The sequence below is a fragment of the Bacillus cereus group sp. MYBK101-2 genome, from assembly GCF_051918845.1.
GTDB classification, from domain to species: Bacteria; Bacillota; Bacilli; order Bacillales; family Bacillaceae_G; genus Bacillus_A; species Bacillus_A paranthracis.
This window is the reverse complement of the sequence record NZ_JBQAIE010000004.1, coordinates 126,712-148,718: the sequence shown is the minus strand read 5'-3', so window position 1 is coordinate 148,718 and position 22,007 is coordinate 126,712. Positions and strand designations below refer to the sequence as shown.

The window sequence follows — 22,007 nt, the reverse complement described above, 5'->3', positions numbered from 1 at the left end:
AAACAACCGTCTTACTTAGACGGTTGTTTTTTTGTGGAGTAACCTCCAAACGTCTTTACTAGAAACGGGCTTGCTAATAAAGAATCCTTGAATGTGGTCACAGTTTTGCTCATATAAAAACTTCCATTGTTCTTCGGTTTCTACACCTTCTGCGATAACTTCTAAATTTAGTTCTTTTGATAGTGTAATAATGGAAGAAATAATCGCTTCCTCTAAAGGACTAGTTGTAATTCCGCAAATAAATTCTCGAGCAATTTTTAATGTATTAATTGGATATTTTGTTAAATAAGCTAAAGAACTATAACCAGTTCCAAAGTCATCAATTGAAATTTGAATACCGAGATTTTGAAGTTGTTCTAGTTTTGCAACTACAGATTGATTTTGGTTAATGGCGATACTTTCTGTAATTTCGATATCTAGTGCTTCTGGTTTTAACTCTGTTTCTTCTAAAACTTTTGAAATAGTTGGGATTAAATCTGCATGATTAAATTGAACTACAGATAAATTTACACCGACTTTTAAGTGAGAGAAACCTTGATTATGCCATCTTTTCGCTTCTAAGCAAGCAGTACGTAAAATCCAATTTCCAAGTTCAATAATGAATCCAGTTTCCTCTGCTAGAGGGATAAATTGGGCTGGGGATACGATACCGAGCTTTGGATGTTTCCAACGAATTAATGCTTCAAAACCAATAACTTGTTTTGTTTTGGTGCTTACTTGTGGCTGGTATTCAAGGAAAAATTCATTTTGTTGTAATGCTTTTGAAAGTTCTCCTTCTAAGAAGTTACTCTCATTTTGAGCGATACTCATTTCTTTTGAGAAGAAAACAAATCGATTTTTACCATTTGCTTTCGCGCGATACATAGCCATATCAGCATTTTTCATTAATTCTGTTACGTCAGTTCCACAATCAGGGTACATTGCAATTCCGATACTTGGCGTAATAGACAGTTCTTCATCTTTAATGAAGAATGGTTTGTTTAAAATGGTTAAAATCTGTTCAGCTATAAAGGCTGCACTTTTTTCTGAGTACATATCTGGTAATAGAATTGTAAACTCATCTCCGCCTTGGCGAGCAACGACATCTTTTGAACGTAGGCAACTGCGTAATCGTTTTGCTACTTCAATTAATAACAAGTCTCCGACGTCATGACCGAGTCTATCGTTAATTTTTTTGAATCGATCTAAATCAAGAAACATGACGGCAACATCATTTGCGCTAGTTTGAGCTGTATTTAAAATATTTTTTAAATCCTTTTCGAACTTACGGCGATTTGGTAGTCCAGTAAGTGCATCATGAAAGGCTAAATGTTCTACTTGTTTTTGTTTTTCATATAAAGTTGTAATATCACGTGCTATGCCAAACATCCCGACAACTTCCTTGTTTATGAAAGTAGGGATGAGTGTAATGTGAAGGTAATAGTAGTAACCTTCTTTTTCCTTTGTGCGAACTTCTAAAGTTTGTGGTCTACCTTCTTTCGTTAGTTGTAAAGCTTTCTTTAGTAAATCATGGTCTTTTAAGTCAATAAAGTGTAAAAGGGAATAGCTTTCTACTTCACAATAGTAGGCAGTAAATAAGCTTTCGCAAGCTGTATTAGACTGCTGGAAAATACCATACATATTTAAAGAGAAAACAGCATCCGGGTGATCTTCGAATAAAGATTTATAACGTTGTTCACTTTTTGATAACGCAGATGCACCTTCTTCTACTTTATCTTCTAGTTGTGTAGTCAACTGCTCGTATGTATCGATTAGTGCCTGATTATCTTTCCACATATAAAGTTGTCGTAAGAATAATAAGATAAGAGATAATACTAGACCGATCAACATGAACTTATCATCCCAAGGTTGAAAGATAATAAAAGAAAAAGTAATGATTATACTAAAATAAGGTAATATAAAGCGCACATAATCAAACCGATAATATTTTGTTTTCGTTTCATGCTGTATTGGTTTATCTAAAATATATAGTATGGATGACAAACCAATTAATAAAATCGAAGCAGTATGTATTAAGTAAGAGACTTCAGAAGAAGGTTTTATCCCTGTGTTTAATTGAAACAGGTGTATATATCCGTACACGAGTATAATAGTAAAGCCGATAATTAATGAAATTCTGCTAGAAGAATATTCTTCTCTTCTATATAGACTAATTACGGCGTAGATTACTAATGATTGTGCAATAAAATATCCAATTAAAACCCAGGTATCTGTTGTTAACATATGAAAGCTTGAAATGTCCAAAATAAAAGTTAAGGTAAAATAAATATTCATAATAACGATAAAGATGCTATCGAATGAAAATTGAGCTAGTCCTCTAATAGAGTAATGTTTTATGAACTTTATAGCAAAGCCAGAAAAGAGCAAAATATATTGTACGATAAAAAAGGGCAATGCCTTATATGAGAATATGACTTGGTCATATATAGAAAGTGAATGAAGAAATAGAGTTATCTCCATTGTCAATCCACATAGGCAAGTGCATAGTACCAAAACCCAAAATAATTTGTCACCGCGCTTCATTTTCTTAATTGCTTTATATAGGCAATAGCAAGAAAAGAGTGTAGCGAAACAAAATAAGAAGAGAATTCCAATTTCTTTTATATTTAAGTCCTTAGGGATAAGAAATATCCAAAGAGAAAATATAATTATGTACATTATGACAAAGTGTACGTATTTTTTTTGATTAATCATATTATGACTCCGTTTCAATAAAGTTGAATCACAGGTGGAAAATGCTAATTCCAATCATAGCATATAAAATAGGGTGTTTTTTACTAAAAAAATTACTTTTTTTGAAAAAAATAGCTCAACATTACAATTTACCATTGTAATGTTGAGCTACTTATTCTTTTTACCCCTCTTATAGAGGATAATTCATGTATGAATTGCAGCATCGCTAAATCTTTCTGTTTACTTTCAATCATAATATCGAAATTATGATTGATTTTTTTTGCAACGTGTAAGAAAGGTTTAATAAACTCTAAATCAATATATTCCGCGTGAGCCCTAAATTCTTTTTTTGATTTAGGAGAGGAAATGTGAACTTTAGGAACAATATTTGTATGTGACCAAGTTTCAAAAATTGCAGGAAGTAACTCTTCTAACGGTTCCTCGCAAAGATTTGCCATGTGATGGTGATAATCAAATACGAATGGGATCTTTTCTTTTTGGCAAATAGATAAAGTTTCAGCAGTTGTATATGTTTTATCATCATTTTCAAGTGTCATTTGCCTCTTTATATGTGCAGGAAGTTTTTTTATGTTTTCATGGAAACGCTCAACCGCTTTTTCTTTATTTCCGTAGGCCCCACCTACATGGATGTTAATATAAGAAGAATCTGCAATGCCTATTGCATCTAATACTTTATAATGATAGGTCATATCTGTAATAGCGTTAGTTGTAATGTGTGGCTTATCACTTGTAAATAGCGTAAATTGATTTGGGTGAAAACTTACTCGTAAATTATGTTCTTTAATTAATGCCCCAATTGTACGCCAAAGCGGTGTGAACAATCCGATGTAATCAAACTCGACTTCGGGATGTGTTGCAAGTGGGACGATGGAAGAAGATAAGCGATATAATGGAATTTCATGCGCTATATTGTAGTGAAGAATACGTATTGTATGCTCAAGATTCTGCCGCGTAACATCGTATAATTTATCTTCTCGTTCTTGTTTACTAAGCTTTTGAAAGCTTGTAAATGTCATCGTTTTAGCCGGAGAACAGTCCCAGAGTGCCATTGCATGTGAGACATATCCGAAACGCATAATCATAATGAATACATCTCCTTTATGCATTATCTTTCCTATAGGAAGAAAGCAAGTATTGTTCCTATCCATTCTTTGCCTCTATTAATGAGAGAATTCGGACTAACATCTTTCAAGGAAAGTAATGACGCATTTTCTAGATCTTCGTGGAATTTATTTTTTACTGTTTGTATAAAATGTTCATCATATAAAAGGCAGTTGATTTCATGGTTAATATATAAACTTCTCATATCAAAGTTTGCAGTTCCGATATCACAGATATAGTCATCAACTATAATAACTTTAGCGTGAAAAAAACCTTGTTGAAATGCGTAAATATTACAGCCAGCTTGTATTAACTTTCGGCAATATGGGAATTTTGCTTCTCGAACAAGGGGGTGATCCGCTTTTTCTGGAACGAGAATCGTGATTTGAACCCCGCGTTTTCGAGCTTCTAATAATGCGTTCATAATTTTTCTTCCAGGAATGAAATAGGGTGTACCGATAAAGAGTTCCTTTTTTGCACCTTCAATTAAATGTAAAAAAGTATGTTGTAAATAGGCACCATCAGTTGGAATAAATTGATGTTCAATAGTACCGGGTTGCTGTTTCGGAAAATAAAGAGAAGCGTCCAATAAATTTTGGTTTGTATCATCAAACCAGTCATGTAAAAATTGCTTTTGTAAATCTTGTACTCCTTCGCCTGTAAGACGTAAATGATAGTCCCTCCATAATCCTAACCGCTCATTATGTCCCAAATACTCTTCACCAATATTAAATCCCCCAATGTAACCAATTTTCCCGTCGATAACTGTAATTTTTCTATGGTTTCTTTGATTTGCAGAAAAGAAAGGAAAAGGAAACTTTACTTTGTGACAAAACGAAAAAGAGACACCATGTTTTTGCAGGGAGCGAACGGCCTCGTTTGATAAATGATGGCTTCCCAATCTATCGAGTAAAAGTCTTACTTCAATTCCTTCCTTTGCCTTATCAATAAGTAACTTTAAAAATTCTCGGCTGATTTTATCGTTTTTTACAATGAAAAACAAAACATGCACATGGTGTTTCGCCTGTTTTATATCAGTAAATAGAGTGTCATACAAATCTTTTCCGTATGTATAAAGGTGAAAATCACTTTGACGTAAAGGGAAAGAACGAGAACGTACACGCCTTAAATGAACAATTCTCCCATAAGAAAAATCGATTACAATCCAGAGAGCAATACCTATTAATAAGAGAGGTAAGAAGAACATGAGTAAATTCCCTCCTTCACGGTCTTTTCACCATTTGTTTTTTATAAATCAAATATTCATTTTATCCGGTTATTTGTGGGCTAATAATTAGTAGGGAGTAAATAACTTCTAATGATTAAAGTTTCACTTTATAGTTTCACCGAAATAAACAGCTTTATGAAAAAATATGTTGTTGTATAACAAAAAACTGTTGACTGAATGCTCACTCATTATATAATGAAGGTAGGGGATAAAATTCAGAAAATTATATGTTTTTGAAGATTCTAAAAAAGAAAGAGGGCTTACAAAGAGAGGGGTAGCATAAAAATGAATAGCTTACTGATCATGAATTGGCTGGCTGCCATTGCTGTTATTGCTTATGCGGGATATTTGTTTGTGTATCTTATACGAACGAGGATGGCCTACATACAGTTAGGAAAAAAGATTGAATTTGACCGTCGTTTTAAAGAGCGTTGGGATCTCCTTAAGGTCAATGTTTTCGGTCAGAAAAAGCTGCTGAAAGATAAAAAGAGCGGCATTATTCACGTTATGTTCTTTTACGGATTTATTCTTGTCCAATTTGGAGCAATTGACTTCGTTTGGAAAGGACTCGCACCAGGATCACATCTTCCACTTGGACCACTATACCCTGCATTTACATTCTTCCAGGAAATTGTCACACTTGTTATTTTAATTGCAGTCTTTTGGGCTTTTCATAGACGCTATGTTGAAAAGCTAGTTCGTTTAAAACGTAATTTCAAATCAGGTCTTGTTCTTATCTTTATCGGTGGCTTAATGATTTCTGTGCTACTCGGTAATGGAATGGGAATTATATGGCATGGCGAGGAGCTTTCATGGAGTGAGCCAATCGCTTCTGCAATCGCTTACGTTTTCTCGGGGATAAATGAAACCGCAGCCATTTCTGTGTTCTATTTCTCTTGGTGGGTGCATTTACTAATTTTGTTAACGTTTTTAGTTTATGTTCCACAATCGAAACACGCGCATTTAATTGCTGGACCAGCTAACGTTTTCTTCGGTCGTCTTTCAAATCCAGGGAAACTTGAAAAGATTGACTTTGAAGATGAAACACAAGAAACATTTGGTGTTGGTAAAATCGAAGACTTTAGACAAAATCAGCTTATTGACTTATACGCTTGCGTAGAGTGTGGTCGTTGTACAAATATGTGTCCGGCAACAGGAACAGGGAAAATGTTATCGCCGATGGATTTAATTTTAAAACTTCGCGATCATTTAACTGACAAAGGAGCAGCAGTAACATCAAAAGCGCCTTGGGTTCCAGTAGTTGCTTTTAATAATACACAAGGAAATCAGTTAGCGATGATGGCGGCTGGGAAAGGGCAACAAGAATCAGCGGCTGCAACACTCGCTTACGATCCGAGTTTAATCGGAGATATTATTACAGAAGAAGAGATTTGGGCTTGTACAACGTGTCGTAACTGTGAGGATCAGTGTCCGGTTATGAATGAGCACGTTGATAAAATTATTGATTTACGCCGCTATCTCGTTTTAACAGAAGGAAAAATGGATGCGGAAGCGCAACGTGCGATGACAAACATCGAGCGTCAAGGGAATCCGTGGGGTCTAAACCGTAAAGAGCGTGAAACTTGGCGCCAAGGTGATGATGAAGTAACGGTTCCAACTGTAAAAGAAAAATCGAAAGCTGGCGAGGAGTTCGAATATTTATTCTGGGTTGGTTCAATGGGATCATATGATAATCGTAGTCAGAAGATTGCGATATCGTTTGCGAAGTTGATGAACGAAGCAGGCATTTCATTTGCGATACTCGGTAATAAGGAAAAGAACTCTGGAGATACACCACGCCGCCTTGGAAATGAATTTGTCTTCCAAGAGATGGCGACAAAAAATATCGAGGAATTTGAAAAAGCAGGAGTGAAGAAAATCGTTACGATTGACCCTCATGCTTATAACACATTTAAAAATGAGTATCCGGACTTTGGCTTGCAAGCAGAAGTCTATCATCATACAGAACTGTTAGCTCAGTGGGTGAAAGAAGGACGCTTAAAACCGGTTCACGCTATTGAGGAAACAGTTACGTACCATGATTCCTGCTACTTAGGAAGATACAACGAAGTATACGAAGCCCCGCGTGACATTTTGAAAGCGATTCCTGGTGTGAATCTTGTAGAAATGGCACGTAACCGTGAAACGGGAATGTGCTGTGGAGCAGGTGGTGGCTTAATGTGGATGGAGGAAACAACAGGTTCACGCATTAACGTTGCTCGTACAGAACAAGCATTAGCTGTACAGCCATCCATTATCGGTACAGGATGTCCGTATTGCTTAACGATGATTAGTGATGGGACGAAAGCGAAAGAAGTTGAAGAGAAAGTTCAAACTCTCGATGTAACAGAGATTTTAGAACGCTCAGTGATTGGACAGAAGAAAGAAGCAATCTAGTTTGTAGGAATGCATACAACTTTAGAAAGAGGTGCAATGATTGCACCTCTTCTCAACGTAGGAACACCGAGCGCCCGCTCAGTGATAAAAGGAAATGGGGGAAAGAGGAATGAGTAAAACAGTTATTTTAAGTGCTGCAAGAACACCGGTTGGAAAATTTGGAGGATCTTTAAAAGATGTAAAAGCAACAGAACTTGGAGGGATTGCAATTAAAGCGGCGCTTGAAAGAGCAAATGTTTCTGCTAGTGATGTTGAGGAAGTTATATTCGGAACGGTTATTCAAGGTGGGCAGGGGCAAATTCCATCGCGCCAAGCGGCGAGGGCTGCTGGAATCCCTTGGGAAGTGCAGACGGAAACAGTGAATAAAGTTTGTGCATCGGGGCTTCGTGCGGTTACGTTAGCGGATCAAATTATTCGTACTGGCGATCAATCATTGATTGTAGCTGGTGGTATGGAGTCGATGAGTAACAGTCCTTACATTTTACGAGGAGCAAGATGGGGATACAGAATGGGCAACAACGAAGTCGTTGATTTAAACATTGCTGACGGTTTAACATGCGCATTTTCAGGTATACACATGGGTGTTTATGGCGGAGAAGTTGCGAAGGAAGATGGAATTTCTCGCGAAGCGCAAGATGAATGGGCATATCGTAGCCACCAGCGTGCGGTTTCAGCACATAATGAAGGACGTTTTGAAGAGGAAATCGTGCCAGTAACGATTCCGCAAAGAAAAGGCGATCCTATTGTCGTTGCAAAGGATGAGGCGCCACGCGCGGATACAACAATTGAAAAGTTAGCAAAATTAAAACCTGTATTTGATAAAACAGCGACAGTGACAGCTGGTAATGCACCAGGCTTAAACGATGGTGGTGCTGCACTTGTATTAATGAGCGAAGACAGAGCGAAGCAAGAAGGAAGAAAGCCGTTAGCGACAATTTTGGCACATACAGCAATTGCAGTGGAGTCTAAAGATTTCCCGAGAACGCCAGGTTATGCAATTAACGCATTGCTTGAAAAAACAGGCAAGACAATTGAAGACATCGATTTATTCGAGATTAATGAAGCATTTGCAGCAGTAGCAATTGCAAGTACAGAGATTGCGGGAATTGACCCAGAAAAATTGAATGTAAATGGCGGCGCAGTGGCGATGGGGCATCCGATTGGAGCAAGCGGAGCGCGCATTATCGTTACACTAATCCATGCACTGAAGCAACGCGGCGGCGGAATTGGAATTGCTTCGATTTGTAGCGGTGGTGGTCAAGGTGATGCAGTGATGATTGAAGTTCACTAATTAAGATTAGACGGTATATAGTTTATTGAAAATTAAGGGGGAAGAAGAAATGAGTGTACAAAAAATTGTTGTAATTGGTGCAGGACAAATGGGATCAGGAATTGCACAAGTATGTGCAATGGCAGGATACGATGTGAAGGTACAAGATTTAAAACAGGAGCAATTAGATAGAGGATTGGCTATTATTACGAAAAACTTAGCACGCCAAGTAGAAAAGGGGCGCATGAAGGAAGAAGAAAAGGAAGCGACATTAAACCGTCTTGCAGTAACGCTTGATTTAGATTGTGTGAAGGAAGCGGATCTTATTATCGAAGCAGCTGTCGAGAAAATGGATATTAAAAAGAAAATCTTTGCAAATTTAGATGAAATTGCTCCAGAACACGCAATTTTAGCGACAAATACGTCATCTTTGCCAATTACAGAAATTGCCGCGGTAACGAAACGTCCGGAAAAAGTAATCGGTATGCACTTTATGAATCCGGTTCCGGTTATGAAACTTGTTGAAATTATTCGTGGTTTGGCTACAGATGATGCGGTATACGAAACAATTGAGGATATTACGAAGAAAATTGGCAAAGTACCAGTTGAAGTAAATGATTTCCCAGGATTTGTATCGAACCGTATTTTATTACCGATGATTAACGAAGCAATCTATACGTTATATGAAGGTGTAGCGACGAAAGAAGCAATTGATGAAGTAATGAAACTTGGTATGAATCACCCGATGGGTCCTCTAACGCTCGCTGATTTTATCGGTTTAGACACGTGTTTATACATTATGGAAGTGTTGCATGAAGGTTTAGGTGATAGTAAATATCGCCCATGTCCATTGCTACGTAAGTACGTAAATGCAGGATGGTTAGGACGTAAAACAGGTCGTGGTTTCTACGTTTACGAATAAATCCCCCTTTGTTACAAAATAGTGGTCTTACCAAATTGTTAAAAGGTTATATAACAAATGGAGGAGGAGTATATGAACTTTCGTTTTAATGAAGAGCAGCAAATGATGAGGAAAATGGTTCGAGATTTTGCACAGAAGGAAATTGCTCCCTTTGTTCCTAGTATGGAACAAGGGGTGTTCCCAAAAGAGATTTTGCAGAAGATGGGTGAGCTTGGATTAATGGGAATTCCAGCGCCTGCAAAATACGGTGGTGCAGAAATGGATTTTATTTCTTACATTTTAGCAATTGAAGAAATTTCAAAGGTAAGCGCAACAGTTGGTGTAATTTTAGCTGTACATACGTCAGTTGGAATGAACCCGATTTTATATTTCGGAACAGAAGAACAGAAAGAGAAATACGTTTCTAAACTTGCGACTGGTGAATATTTAGGTGCATTTGCATTAACAGAACCAAATGCAGGATCGGATGCAGGAAGTTTGAAATCAAGAGCTGTGAAGAAAGGCGATCATTACATTATTAATGGATCGAAGGTGTTCATTACAAATGGTGGTGAAGCAAGTACATATATTGTATTCGCTTCTACAAATCCAGAGGCAGGAAAGAGTGGGATTTCTGCATTCATAGTAGAGAAAGATACACCAGGCTTAATTATCGGTAAAGATGAGCATAAAATGGGACTGCTCGGTTCTCGCACTGTACAACTTACGTTCGAGGATATGAAGGTACCGGCTGAGAATTTACTTGGTGAAGAAGGACAAGGATTTAAGGTAGCGATGGCGAATTTAGATGTTGGACGAATTGGAATTGGGGCGCAAGCATTAGGTATTGCTGAAGCGGCGCTTGCATGTGCGATTGATTATGCGAAAGAACGTGAGCAATTCGGAAAGCCAATTGCGGCGCAGCAAGGGATTGGCTTCAAACTTGCAGATATGGCAACTAGCGTAGAAGCGGCGCGATTACTCGTATATAGGGCGGCATCGCTAAGAGCGCAAGGATTACCATGTGGTAAAGAAGCATCTATTGCGAAATTATTCGCTTCTAAAACGGCTGTTGAAGTTGCGATTGAAGCAGTGCAAGTATTTGGTGGCTACGGTTATACGAAAGATTATCCAGTAGAAAGATTTTTCCGTGATGCGAAAATCACGCAAATATATGAAGGGACGAGTGAAATACAGAAACTTGTTATTAGCCGGGCTTTATAAAAGCACAAGGGGGAGACGGGCATGCATTTTAAACTATCAGAAGAACATGAAATGATAAGAAAAATGGTTCGGGACTTTGCTAAGAACGAAGTAGCACCGACAGCAGCTGAACGTGATGAAGAAGAGAGGTTTGATCGAGCGCTATTTGATCAAATGGCAGAGCTTGGTTTAACCGGAATTCCGTGGCCTGAAGAATACGGCGGAATTGGAAGCGATTACTTGGCGTATGTAATTGCTATTGAAGAATTATCACGCGTATGTGCTTCTACAGGTGTAACATTGTCTGCACATACTTCACTTGCTGGTTGGCCAATTTTTAAATTTGGAACAGAAGAGCAAAAGCAAACATTTTTACGACCGATGGCTGAAGGGAAGAAAATTGGTGCGTACGGCTTAACGGAGCCAGGGTCTGGATCGGATGCTGGTGGAATGAAGACGATCGCCAAAAGAGATGGAGACCATTATGTATTAAATGGATCAAAAATATTTATCACTAATGGTGGTATTGCTGATATTTATGTTGTTTTCGCATTAACTGATCCTGAATCGAAGCAGCGTGGCACGAGTGCATTTATAGTGGAAAGTGATACACCAGGATTTTCAGTTGGGAAGAAGGAGAGTAAATTAGGGATTCGCTCTTCACCAACAACTGAAATTATGTTCGAAGATTGTCGTATTCCTGTAGAGAATTTATTAGGGGAAGAAGGACAAGGGTTTAAGATAGCGATGCAAACATTAGATGGTGGCCGTAACGGTATTGCGGCGCAAGCGGTTGGTATTGCACAAGGGGCTTTAGATGCTTCCGTAGAATATGCAAGAGAGCGTCATCAGTTTGGGAAGCCGATTGCGGCGCAGCAAGGGATTGGCTTTAAACTTGCAGATATGGCAACGGATGTGGAGGCGGCGCGTCTTCTAACATATCAAGCAGCTTGGCTGGAATCGGAAGGGCTTCCGTATGGGAAAGAGTCAGCGATGTCAAAAGTATTTGCAGGTGATGCAGCGATGAAGGTGACGACGGAAGCGGTACAAGTATTTGGTGGTTACGGTTATACGAAAGATTATCCAGTAGAGCGATACATGCGAGATGCAAAGATTACACAGATATATGAAGGAACACAAGAGATTCAAAGGCTCGTAATTTCTCGTATGTTAACGAAGTAGGATCAAAGGCGTAGGTATTTTCCTACGCTTTTTCCTTCCAAAAAATAATAGAGAGGTGAAGGGGATGGTTAAACATAATGTGCATGCATCAGTGAAAGATGAAAAATTAGTCGCGTTAAGGCGTGAACAAATGATTAAAGGTGCAGTGCAACTGTTTAAACAAAAAGGATTTCCGCGTACAACAACGAGAGAGATTGCAAAGGCAGCTGGATTTAGTATTGGAACGCTTTATGAATACATTCGTACAAAAGATGATGTTTTGTATTTAGTTTGTGATAGTATTTATGAACATGTAAAAGAAAGATTAGAGGAAGTAGTTTGTACGGAAAAAGGAAGTGTAGAAAGTTTAAAGATAGCAATAACGAATTATTTTAAAGTGATGGACGAATTGCAGGAAGAAGTATTAATAATGTATCAAGAGGTACGCTTTTTACCGAAAGAATCACTCCCGTACGTATTAGAAAAGGAGTTTCAAATGGTAGGAATGTTTGAGAATATTTTAGAACAGTGTACGGAAAACGGAACATTTACATTAAATAAAAAAGAAATACAGCTTCTTGCGCATAATATTTTTATACAAGGACAGATGTGGGGATTTCGACGTTGGGCGCTGCAAAAGCTATATACGCTCGAAGAATATACAGACATGCAAATTAGGTATGTATTACAAGGGGCCCATATGCTTCCGGAATAAGGAATGCACAAATTATAATTTTACTACCCTATAAAAGTTTCCCGTTTTTTTTGTAGCATATTTGTGCGACTTTTGTTTATAATGAATAGTATGGATTTTTTTAAGCAGGCCGTTATATATAAGGTTATATTTGATGAAAGGAAGTGCCGCATAAGTGGATTTTAAGCAATATTCACCAGAAGAGCTAAAAGAATGTTCAATGATTGAAGTTGTACATAGCGTTTTAGGGGATAAAAAACAAGCAACGACATTCAACGAGTTGGTTCAAGAAATCGCTCAAGTGCTGGGACTATCTCAAGAGCAAGTTAATGCGAAAATCGCACAATTTTATACAGACTTAAACATCGATGGACGTTTCATTAATTTAGGAGAAAATCGTTGGGGGCTACGCAGCTGGTACCCATACGAGCAAATTGATGAAGAAATCTTGCCTCAACCAAAACCGAAGAAGAAACGTAAAGTTGAAGAAGACGGTTTTGACGACTACATTGACGAAGATGAAGATGACTTTGATGATGTAGACGGAAATGAAGACGAAGATGATGATGTAGAAGATTTGGACAAGGTTCTTGAAGACGAAGACGGAGACGACGATGATCTTGATGATTTAGACGAAGATGAAGATGACTTCGCTGAAGAAGAACTTGAGTATGATGAAACTGAAGAAGAAGAAGAGGAAGAACTGTAGTTCTTGACTTTTCATTATCGTCCATGTAGAATCATTTTTGGGCTCTTTAAAAAAGGACGATAATACTTTTAAAGTGTAAATATAAAAGAAAATTGCTCCCTACTTATTACTTTATGTGATGAGGGGAGCAATTTTCTTTTTTGTTTTTTGTTTAGAAAATAAAAAGAGTCTAACAATAAGATAGATACAGTGTTATCTACATACGTTGCGCTTTGCAACGGTGATTATATAACAGCAAAATAGAAGGGAGCTTTTTCATGACTAAGTATATTTTTGTAACAGGCGGTGTAGTATCGTCTCTAGGAAAAGGTATTACAGCAGCATCTCTTGGAAGACTTTTAAAAAATCGTGGTTTAAACGTAACAATTCAAAAGTTTGATCCATACATTAACGTAGACCCAGGGACTATGAGCCCATACCAACACGGTGAGGTATTCGTAACAGATGATGGTGCAGAAACTGACTTAGACCTTGGTCACTATGAGCGTTTCATCGACATCAACTTAAACAAATACAGCAACGTAACAACAGGTAAAATTTACTCTTCAGTTCTTCAAAAAGAGCGTCGTGGTGAATACCTAGGAGGAACAGTTCAAGTTATTCCTCACATTACTAACGAAATTAAAGAGCGCGTATACCGTTCTGGTCGCGAAACAAACGCGGACGTTGTTATTACAGAAATCGGTGGAACTGTTGGTGACATCGAGTCTCTACCATTCTTAGAAGCAATCCGTCAAATTAAGAGCGACATCGGTCGTGACAATGTAATGTACATTCACTGTACGTTAATCCCGTACTTAAAAGCAGCGGGTGAAATGAAAACAAAACCAACGCAACATAGCGTTAAAGAGCTTCGCAGTTTAGGTATTCAACCAAATATTATCGTTGTTCGTACAGAAATGCCTGTTTCTCAAGATATGAAAGACAAGCTTGCATTATTCTGTGACATTGATACAAAAGCAGTTATTGAAGCACGCGATGCAGATACTTTATATGCAGTTCCATTATCTCTTCAAGAGCAAAATATGGATCAAATCGTTTGCGATCACTTAAAATTAGACAATCCAGCTGCAGATATGACAGAGTGGACTGCGCTAGTTGAAAAAGTGCGTAACCTTTCTAAGAAAACAAAAATCGCTCTTGTTGGTAAATACGTAGAGCTTCAAGATGCATACATTTCTGTTGTAGAAGCACTTCGTCATGCGGGTTACTCTTTCGACACAGATGTAGAAGTGAAATGGGTAAATGCTGAGCACGTAACAGCAGAGAACGTACAAGAATTAGTAGGAGACACAGATGGTATCCTTGTACCAGGTGGCTTCGGTGATCGTGGTGTAGAAGGTAAAATCGTTGCAATTCAATATGCTCGTGAAAACAAAGTTCCATTCCTAGGAATTTGCTTAGGTATGCAACTTGCATCAATCGAATTCGCACGTAACGTATTAGGATTAGAAGGAGCTAACTCTTCTGAAATCAATCCTGACACACCTTATGCAATCATCGACTTATTACCAGAACAAAAAGATGTAGAAGACTTAGGTGGTACACTTCGTCTTGGTCTATACCCATGTAAGCTTGCTGAAGAAACAAATGCTTACAACGCTTACAATGAGCCGGTTGTATATGAGCGTCATCGTCATCGTTATGAGTTCAACAATCAATTCCGTCCGGATATGGAAAAAGCAGGATTTGTATTCTCTGGTACAAGCCCAGACGGTCGTTTAGTTGAAATCGTTGAATTAAAAGATCACCCTTGGTTCGTAGCAGCACAGTTCCACCCAGAACTTGTTTCTCGTCCAAACCGTCCACAACCATTGTTCCATGACTTCGTAAGAGCGTCTATTACGAATAAAGAGAGCAAGTAATAAAAAAGCGCCTGAAATAGGGCGCTTTTTTTAATATTCATTTAACATTTCATCGATTGTAAATTTGATTCCGTGATATGCAAATAAAGCTATCATTAAGCTTGGGAATCCGTAGCGATTACCTTCATCGTCTGGAATAAGCCCTTTTAACAGTTTTGTATCAATATGTACATCTGTATATTGTTCTAGTGATTCATTGCCTTCTTGAATAGCAGAAATGCCGACAATAGAGTGTCCATCTGCTTGAAGTTTTTTTGCTATTGCTACAACTTCTTCATCTGTTGAAAAACGGCTAATAAGAAGTACACGATCTGCAGAAGTTACTTCTACTTCCTTACCATTTTCAAATAATCGTTTTGCTTGCTTCATTGGTTCAGTACCGAATAGCGCTTCAGCAACAACGCCCTCCATTTCATTTGTACCATGTAAATAAATGAAACCTTCGCCAACTAATGCTTGAGCAAGTAGACGGGCGCTATCTTCTATATTCATTTCCTCTTTTTGAGAAACTCTTGAGAAATAACCGCTTAATTGGGTTGAAAAAATTTTTAACATAATGTTACTCCCTTCGTACGTGTTTACCGGCTTTCATTATAGTTTATTTTTTTAGAAAGGTGAAATCGAAGGTGGCATAACAAAATAGGAAACGGTAAAATAAGAAAGAAATAGGAAGGAATTTGGTAAAGAATAGCGAAAATTAATCGTTAAGATATAAGAAGCTTTAAATCTTGTACTTACACAGAAAGGTTGGGAGTTATGGAAGGGAAAATTTTAATCGTTGATGATCAATATGGCATTCGTGTGTTATTACATGAAGTGTTCCAAAAAGAAGGTTATCAGACATTCCAAGCAGCGAATGGATTTCAAGCTTTAGATATCGTGAAAAAAGATAATCCAGATTTAGTTGTGTTAGATATGAAAATTCCAGGTATGGATGGTATAGAGATTTTAAAGCATGTAAAAGAAATTGATGAGAGTATTAAAGTGATTTTAATGACTGCTTACGGAGAGCTTGATATGATCCAAGAAGCAAAAGATTTAGGTGCTTTAATGCATTTTGCTAAACCATTTGATATTGATGAAATTCGTCAAGCGGTGAGAAATGAGCTCGCTGTAGAGGCTTAAAAATGAATTTTTTATAAAAAATATGGAAAAAAGCGTTTACATGGACTATTGTGCAGGTGAATACGGTTGAGTTTTTGAGTACAAGTTGTTATCCTATTGAGTGTAGAAAAAAGTCCGGTATGTAGATATACATATTTTACCTTATTCTGGTCATACTACCAGCGATAAGAACTTATCGGATACAAAAAACGTTTTTTAGGAGGATTCACCATGCCTTTAGTTTCTATGAAAGAAATGCTAAACAAAGCACTAGAAGGAAAATACGCAGTTGGTCAATTCAACATGAACAACTTAGAGTGGACTCAAGCTATTTTAGCTGCTGCGGAAGAAGAAAAATCTCCTGTAATCCTAGGTGTATCTGAGGGTGCAGCTCGTCATATGACTGGTTTCAAAACAGTTGTAGCTATGGTTAAAGCTTTAATCGAAGAAATGAACATCACTGTTCCTGTAGCGATTCACCTTGACCATGGTTCAAGCTTCGAAAAATGTAAAGAAGCAATCGATGCAGGTTTCACATCTGTAATGATCGACGCTTCTCACCACCCATTCGAAGAAAACGTAGAAACTACTAAAAAAGTAGTAGAATACGCACACGCTCGTAACGTATCTGTTGAAGCTGAGCTTGGAACAGTTGGCGGACAAGAAGACGACGTAATCGCTGAAGGCGTAATTTACGCTGACCCAGCTGAGTGTAAGCACCTTGTTGAAGCAACAGGTATCGATTGCCTAGCTCCAGCTTTAGGTTCTGTACACGGTCCTTACAAAGGTGAGCCTAACTTAGGATTCGCTGAAATGGAACAAGTTCGTGACTTCACTGGCGTACCTTTAGTATTACACGGTGGTACTGGTATCCCAACTGCTGATATCGAAAAAGCTATCTCTTTAGGTACTTCAAAAATCAACGTAAACACTGAGAACCAAATTGAGTTTACAAAAGCTGTTCGTGAAGTATTAAACAAAGACCAAGAAGTTTACGATCCTCGTAAATTTATCGGACCTGGCCGCGACGCTATCAAAGCAACTGTTATTGGTAAAATTCGCGAATTCGGTTCTAACGGTAAAGCGTAAGAATAAAATTCCGTTTTGGAAACCGTCTACTCTTTTAGACGGTTTCCTTTCGTTGTATAATGAAAGCGTGAACAAGTCTAAAGATTTTATCATTTTGTTTTTGAAATAGAAAATAATGTGCATAGTCCTATTAATAAATGTGATAACGTATCTAAATTGATAAAGTAAATTCGATAAATAGTTAATCTTTATCTTTTTGTATGACAGGAGAAATGAAGATAATGGTTTCCTATTTATTGAGTTTTGGGATGGAAAAGTAATTGAGATTCTTAAGGGGGAGCTTTCTATAAAAATATAGAAAGTAAATACATTCACAAGAAGGGAGCTCAATATGGAAAAATTGCTAATTGAAGGCGGAAGAGCTTTAAATGGAACAATTCGCGTGAGTGGTGCAAAGAACAGCGCCGTTGCACTAATTCCAGCGACAATTTTAGCAGATACTCCAGTAACTATTGGTGGTGTCCCTAATATTTCGGACGTGAAAATGTTAGGAGACTTACTAGAGGAAATTGGAGGGAGAGTGACTTATGGACAGGAGGAAGAGATGGTAGTCGATCCTTCTAACATGGTTGCAATGCCTTTACCCAATGGAAAAGTGAAAAAATTGCGTGCTTCTTATTATTTAATGGGTGCGATGCTTGGCCGTTTTAAAAAAGCTGTTATTGGGCTTCCAGGTGGATGTCACTTAGGACCGAGGCCGATTGATCAGCACATTAAAGGATTTGAAGCGTTAGGTGCACATGTTACGAATGAACAAGGTGCTATCTATTTAAGAGCAGATGAACTACGAGGGGCACGTATTTATTTAGATGTTGTTAGTGTAGGAGCTACGATTAATATTATGCTAGCAGCTGTACGAGCGAAAGGTAGAACTGTTATTGAAAACGCAGCGAAAGAACCAGAGATTATTGATGTAGCTACACTGTTAACCAGCATGGGAGCACGCATTAAAGGTGCTGGTACAGATGTAATCCGAATTGATGGTGTGGATTCATTGCACGGTTGTCATCATACGATCATTCCAGATCGTATTGAAGCGGGTACGTATATGATTTTAGGTGCTGCGTCAGGAGGAGAAGTAACAGTTGATAATGTTATTCCTCAGCATTTGGAGTCAGTTACTGCAAAATTAAGAGAAGCTGGTGTCCAAGTTGAAACGAATGATGACCAGATTACAGTGAACGGTGATAGAAGATTAAAAGTAGTTGATATAAAAACGCTTGTATATCCAGGTTTCCCAACAGATTTACAACAGCCATTTACAACACTTTTAACAAAGGCGCATGGAACGGGTGTTGTAACGGATACGATTTATGGCGCACGTTTTAAACATATTGATGAATTACGTCGCATGAATGCGCAAATTAAAGTAGAAGGTCGGTCAGCTATCGTAACTGGTCCTGTTTTATTACAAGGTGCAAAAGTGAAAGCGAGTGATTTGCGAGCTGGAGCAGCCCTTGTTATTGCAGGATTGATGGCGGATGGAATTACAGAAGTAACCGGACTTGAGCATATTGATCGTGGCTATGAAAATATAGTAGACAAGCTTAAAGGGCTTGGTGCAAACATTTGGCGAGAACAAATGACAAAGCAAGAAATTGAAGAAATGAAGAACGCATAAGTGATACTTCCGCGAGGGGGAAGCGAAGCATCACTACTTGCGGAAGTACACTTTATAGAAAAACACGGTTCACAAAATACGGCAGAAATATAAAGACTTAAAGGAGAGGGATTATCGTGGAAAGAAGTTTATCTATGGAGTTAGTACGTGTAACAGAGGCTGCAGCTTTATCATCAGCGCGTTGGATGGGACGCGGGAAAAAGGATGAGGCAGACGGTGCAGCAACATCAGCTATGCGTGATGTATTTGATACAATTCCGATGAAAGGAACAGTTGTAATTGGTGAAGGTGAAATGGATGAAGCACCAATGCTATATATCGGAGAAAAATTAGGTACAGGATATGGTCCGCGTGTAGACGTTGCAGTTGATCCTTTAGAAGGGACAAACATTGTAGCAGCTGGTGGATGGAATGCTCTTGCTGTTATTGCAATTGCAGATCATGGTAATTTGTTACATGCTCCTGACATGTACATGGATAAAATCGCGGTTGGCCCAGAAGCAGTTGGGGCGGTCGATATTGATGCGCCTATTATCGATAACTTACGTGCAGTTGCGAAAGCGAAAAACAAAGATATTGAAGATGTTGTAGCGACAGTTTTAAACCGTCCACGTCATCAAGCAATTATTGAAGAAATTCGTAAAGCTGGTGCTCGCATTAAATTGATTAATGATGGAGACGTAGCTGGCGCAATCAACACCGCATTTGATCGTACAGGTGTAGATATTTTATTCGGCTCTGGTGGCGCGCCTGAGGGTGTGTTAGCAGCAGTTGCATTAAAATGTTTAGGTGGAGAAATTCACGGGAAATTATTACCACAAAACGACGCTGAATTGGCGCGTTGCAAAAAGATGGGCATAGACGACATCAACCGCATCCTTCGCATGGAGGACTTAGTAAAAGGTGACGATGCAATCTTCGCAGCAACAGGTGTAACAGACGGAGAACTATTACGCGGCGTTCAATTTAAAGGTAGCGTAGGAACAACACAATCCCTTGTTATGCGCGCAAAATCAGGCACAGTACGCTTCGTAGACGGACGTCACAGCTTAAATAAAAAACCGAACTTGGTTATTAAGTAAAAAGCGGAGGTGGCTTGCTCAGAAGGGGAAGGCATTGGAACTCCTGACGAAGAGGCGTTTTGTGCCTCGCAGGAAGGGGTGAAATGACTGACCCTTCTAGCCACCAGAGCTGGATTAAGTAAAAAGCGTAAGCAGCTCGTTCAGAATGGGAGGGGGGTGGAGCTTCTGACGAAGAGGCGCTTTTTGCCTCGTAGGAAGAAGTGAAGCCACCGACCATTCTAGCTGTTGGAGCTGGATTAAATAAAAAGCGAAGACAAATTTTCTTGTCTTCGCTTCTTGTATTTGTGTTTCAACGTATTGATTAAAACTAGATAAAAGGGTTACAATAGTGAATATTACCCTACTTGAACTTATTGCCTTTCATTATTAATTATTTGCCTTCCGTATTTTTTCCCTTTACCCATGTGAAAAGAGAATAACGTTAAAGTGTGGTGTCTGAATGAATTTGTCAATTGCAGCATTAGAAAACATGAAATTAAAAGAGTTATACGAGCTTGCGAAAGAATTTAAAATTTCGTATTATAGCAAATTAACGAAAAAAGAGTTAATCTTCGCCATTTTAAAAGCTCGAGCAGAAAAAGAAGGTTTCTTCTTCATGGAAGGCGTATTAGAAATTATTCAATCAGAAGGATTTGGATTCCTACGTCCTATCAACTACTCTCCAAGCTCAGAAGATATTTATATCTCAGCTTCGCAAATTCGTCGTTTCGATTTACGTAATGGAGATAAGGTTTCTGGTAAAGTACGACCTCCGAAAGAAAATGAACGCTACTTTGGGTTATTACAAGTTGAAGCTGTAAACGGAGATGATCCAGAGTCAGCAAAAGAGCGTGTGCATTTCCCTGCATTAACACCATTATACCCAGATCGCCAAATGAAATTGGAAACGGAACCGAAAAAGTTACCGACACGCATCATGGATTTAATTGCACCAGTTGGATTTGGACAACGTGGTTTAATTGTCGCGCCTCCAAAGGCTGGTAAAACTAGTCTATTAAAAGAAATCGCACACAGTGTTACAACAAATCATCCGGAAGCTGAATTAATTGTCCTTTTAATTGATGAGCGTCCAGAGGAAGTAACAGATATTGAACGTTCTGTTAAAGGAGATGTTGTAAGCTCTACTTTTGATGAAGTACCAGAAAATCATATTAAAGTAGCAGAACTTGTGTTAGAACGTGCAATGCGTCTTGTAGAGCACAAAAAAGATGTTATCATTTTAATGGATAGTATTACCCGTTTAGCACGAGCTTACAACCTTGTTATTCCGCCAAGTGGTAGAACATTATCGGGTGGTATCGACCCAGCTGCCTTCCATAGACCGAAGCGTTTCTTTGGAGCTGCACGTAATATCGAAGAAGGCGGTAGCTTAACAATTTTAGCAACAGCTCTTGTTGATACAGGATCTCGTATGGACGATGTAATTTACGAAGAATTTAAAGGAACTGGAAATATGGAACTTCATTTAGATCGTTCATTAGCTGAGCGTCGTATCTTCCCGGCAATTGATATTCGCCGTTCTGGTACACGTAAAGAGGATCTATTAATTCCGAAAGAACATTTAGACAAGCTATGGGGTATTCGTAAAACAATGCGTGATACACCAGACTTTGTTGAAGGTTTCTTACGTAAACTTCGTCAAACAAAGACAAATGAAGAATTTTTACAAAACATTGTTGCAGATTCGAAAAGATATGTAACAACGAAGTAAAGGGAAAAGATTGGGACTCGCTTATTTTATGGTAAGCGAGTTTTTTATGTCTTTTAGGTGATCTTAAAGAGAGATGAGTGGAAGGGCATTAGTTGGTTCTAGTTGGATGAGCGGCCTCCATTTTAAGATAATATCCAGCTTCATCCCCCTCCCATTCTGAACGAGCCGCTTGCGCTT

Annotated in this window: 16 protein-coding genes and 1 pseudogene; 13 read left to right on the top strand and 4 right to left on the bottom strand. The window is 38.3% G+C overall.

Features of this window, described 5'->3' with window-relative positions:
* Positions 1 to 15 precede the first annotated feature (15 nt).
* The 3 genes from ACTFSI_RS11555 to cls all read right to left on the bottom strand — a co-directional run bounded on the left by ACTFSI_RS11555 (position 16) and on the right by cls (position 5,002).
* Complete coding sequence (locus ACTFSI_RS11555; RefSeq protein WP_197225840.1) at positions 16 to 2,694, bottom strand: DUF4084 domain-containing protein; 2,679 nt, start codon at positions 2,692 to 2,694, stop codon at positions 16 to 18.
* A gap of 128 nt (positions 2,695 to 2,822) precedes the next feature.
* On the bottom strand, positions 2,823 to 3,776 hold the full coding sequence (gene uvsE, locus ACTFSI_RS11550) for a UV DNA damage repair endonuclease UvsE (protein ID WP_000605892.1): 954 nt from the start codon (positions 3,774 to 3,776) through the stop codon (positions 2,823 to 2,825).
* A gap of 32 nt (positions 3,777 to 3,808) precedes the next feature.
* Positions 3,809 to 5,002 (bottom strand): cardiolipin synthase, encoded by a 1,194-nt coding sequence (gene cls, locus ACTFSI_RS11545; RefSeq protein WP_000465733.1) that lies wholly within the window; start codon positions 5,000 to 5,002, stop codon positions 3,809 to 3,811.
* Between the two features lie 306 nt (positions 5,003 to 5,308).
* On the opposite strand from cls, the gene ACTFSI_RS11540 reads away from it, so the two are divergent.
* The 8 genes and pseudogenes from ACTFSI_RS11540 (at position 5,309) to pyrG (ending at position 15,223) form a co-directional block, all read left to right on the top strand.
* Positions 5,309 to 7,420, top strand: a complete 2,112-nt coding sequence (locus ACTFSI_RS11540; RefSeq protein ID WP_001086786.1) for a heterodisulfide reductase-related iron-sulfur binding cluster — start codon at positions 5,309 to 5,311, stop codon at positions 7,418 to 7,420.
* A gap of 9 nt (positions 7,421 to 7,429) precedes the next feature.
* Positions 7,430 to 8,711 (top strand): annotated as a pseudogene (locus tag ACTFSI_RS11535) (acetyl-CoA C-acetyltransferase).
* A gap of 49 nt (positions 8,712 to 8,760) precedes the next feature.
* Positions 8,761 to 9,612 carry a 3-hydroxybutyryl-CoA dehydrogenase gene (locus tag ACTFSI_RS11530; RefSeq protein ID WP_000116031.1) on the top strand — a complete coding sequence of 284 codons (852 nt, stop codon included), beginning with the start codon at positions 8,761 to 8,763 and terminating at the stop codon, positions 9,610 to 9,612.
* A gap of 72 nt (positions 9,613 to 9,684) precedes the next feature.
* Positions 9,685 to 10,815 carry an acyl-CoA dehydrogenase gene (locus ACTFSI_RS11525; protein WP_001011168.1) on the top strand — a complete coding sequence of 377 codons (1,131 nt, stop codon included), beginning with the start codon at positions 9,685 to 9,687 and terminating at the stop codon, positions 10,813 to 10,815.
* A gap of 21 nt (positions 10,816 to 10,836) precedes the next feature.
* On the top strand, positions 10,837 to 11,976 hold the full coding sequence (acdA, locus tag ACTFSI_RS11520) for an acyl-CoA dehydrogenase AcdA (RefSeq protein WP_000545533.1): 1,140 nt from the start codon (positions 10,837 to 10,839) through the stop codon (positions 11,974 to 11,976).
* 64 nt (positions 11,977 to 12,040) lie between these two features.
* Positions 12,041 to 12,670, top strand: coding sequence for a TetR/AcrR family transcriptional regulator (locus ACTFSI_RS11515; RefSeq protein WP_197225839.1), 630 nt, complete (start codon positions 12,041 to 12,043; stop codon positions 12,668 to 12,670).
* Positions 12,671 to 12,824: 154 nt separating this feature from the next.
* Positions 12,825 to 13,358: a DNA-directed RNA polymerase subunit delta gene (rpoE, locus tag ACTFSI_RS11510; protein ID WP_000346275.1), complete on the top strand. Its 534-nt coding sequence runs from the start codon at positions 12,825 to 12,827 to the stop codon at positions 13,356 to 13,358.
* A gap of 257 nt (positions 13,359 to 13,615) precedes the next feature.
* Positions 13,616 to 15,223: a CTP synthase gene (gene pyrG / locus ACTFSI_RS11505; RefSeq protein WP_000170453.1), complete on the top strand. Its 1,608-nt coding sequence runs from the start codon at positions 13,616 to 13,618 to the stop codon at positions 15,221 to 15,223.
* A 30-nt stretch (positions 15,224 to 15,253) separates the two neighbouring features.
* Here the strand turns inward: pyrG and ACTFSI_RS11500 are convergent, their stop codons facing one another.
* The gene (locus tag ACTFSI_RS11500; RefSeq protein ID WP_000912424.1) at positions 15,254 to 15,778 is read right to left on the bottom strand and encodes a DUF2529 domain-containing protein; all 525 of its coding nucleotides are present in this window, start codon (positions 15,776 to 15,778) and stop codon (positions 15,254 to 15,256) included.
* A gap of 201 nt (positions 15,779 to 15,979) precedes the next feature.
* Between ACTFSI_RS11500 and spo0F the strand changes: the two genes are divergently transcribed.
* From spo0F to rho, 5 genes are all read left to right on the top strand, one after another.
* Complete coding sequence (gene spo0F, locus ACTFSI_RS11495; protein WP_000398594.1) at positions 15,980 to 16,348, top strand: sporulation initiation phosphotransferase Spo0F; 369 nt, start codon at positions 15,980 to 15,982, stop codon at positions 16,346 to 16,348.
* Between the two features lie 210 nt (positions 16,349 to 16,558).
* Positions 16,559 to 17,416: a class II fructose-bisphosphate aldolase gene (locus tag ACTFSI_RS11490; protein WP_001131850.1), complete on the top strand. Its 858-nt coding sequence runs from the start codon at positions 16,559 to 16,561 to the stop codon at positions 17,414 to 17,416.
* A gap of 331 nt (positions 17,417 to 17,747) precedes the next feature.
* Entirely contained in the window at positions 17,748 to 19,037 is a 1,290-nt protein-coding gene (murA, locus tag ACTFSI_RS11485) for a UDP-N-acetylglucosamine 1-carboxyvinyltransferase (RefSeq protein WP_000413260.1), read from the top strand.
* A gap of 116 nt (positions 19,038 to 19,153) precedes the next feature.
* Entirely contained in the window at positions 19,154 to 20,119 is a 966-nt protein-coding gene (gene glpX, locus ACTFSI_RS11480) for a class II fructose-bisphosphatase (protein ID WP_000442333.1), read from the top strand.
* A 439-nt stretch (positions 20,120 to 20,558) separates the two neighbouring features.
* Positions 20,559 to 21,830 (top strand): transcription termination factor Rho, encoded by a 1,272-nt coding sequence (rho, locus tag ACTFSI_RS11475; protein WP_001053898.1) that lies wholly within the window; start codon positions 20,559 to 20,561, stop codon positions 21,828 to 21,830.
* The last annotated feature ends 177 nt before the right edge of the window (positions 21,831 to 22,007 follow it).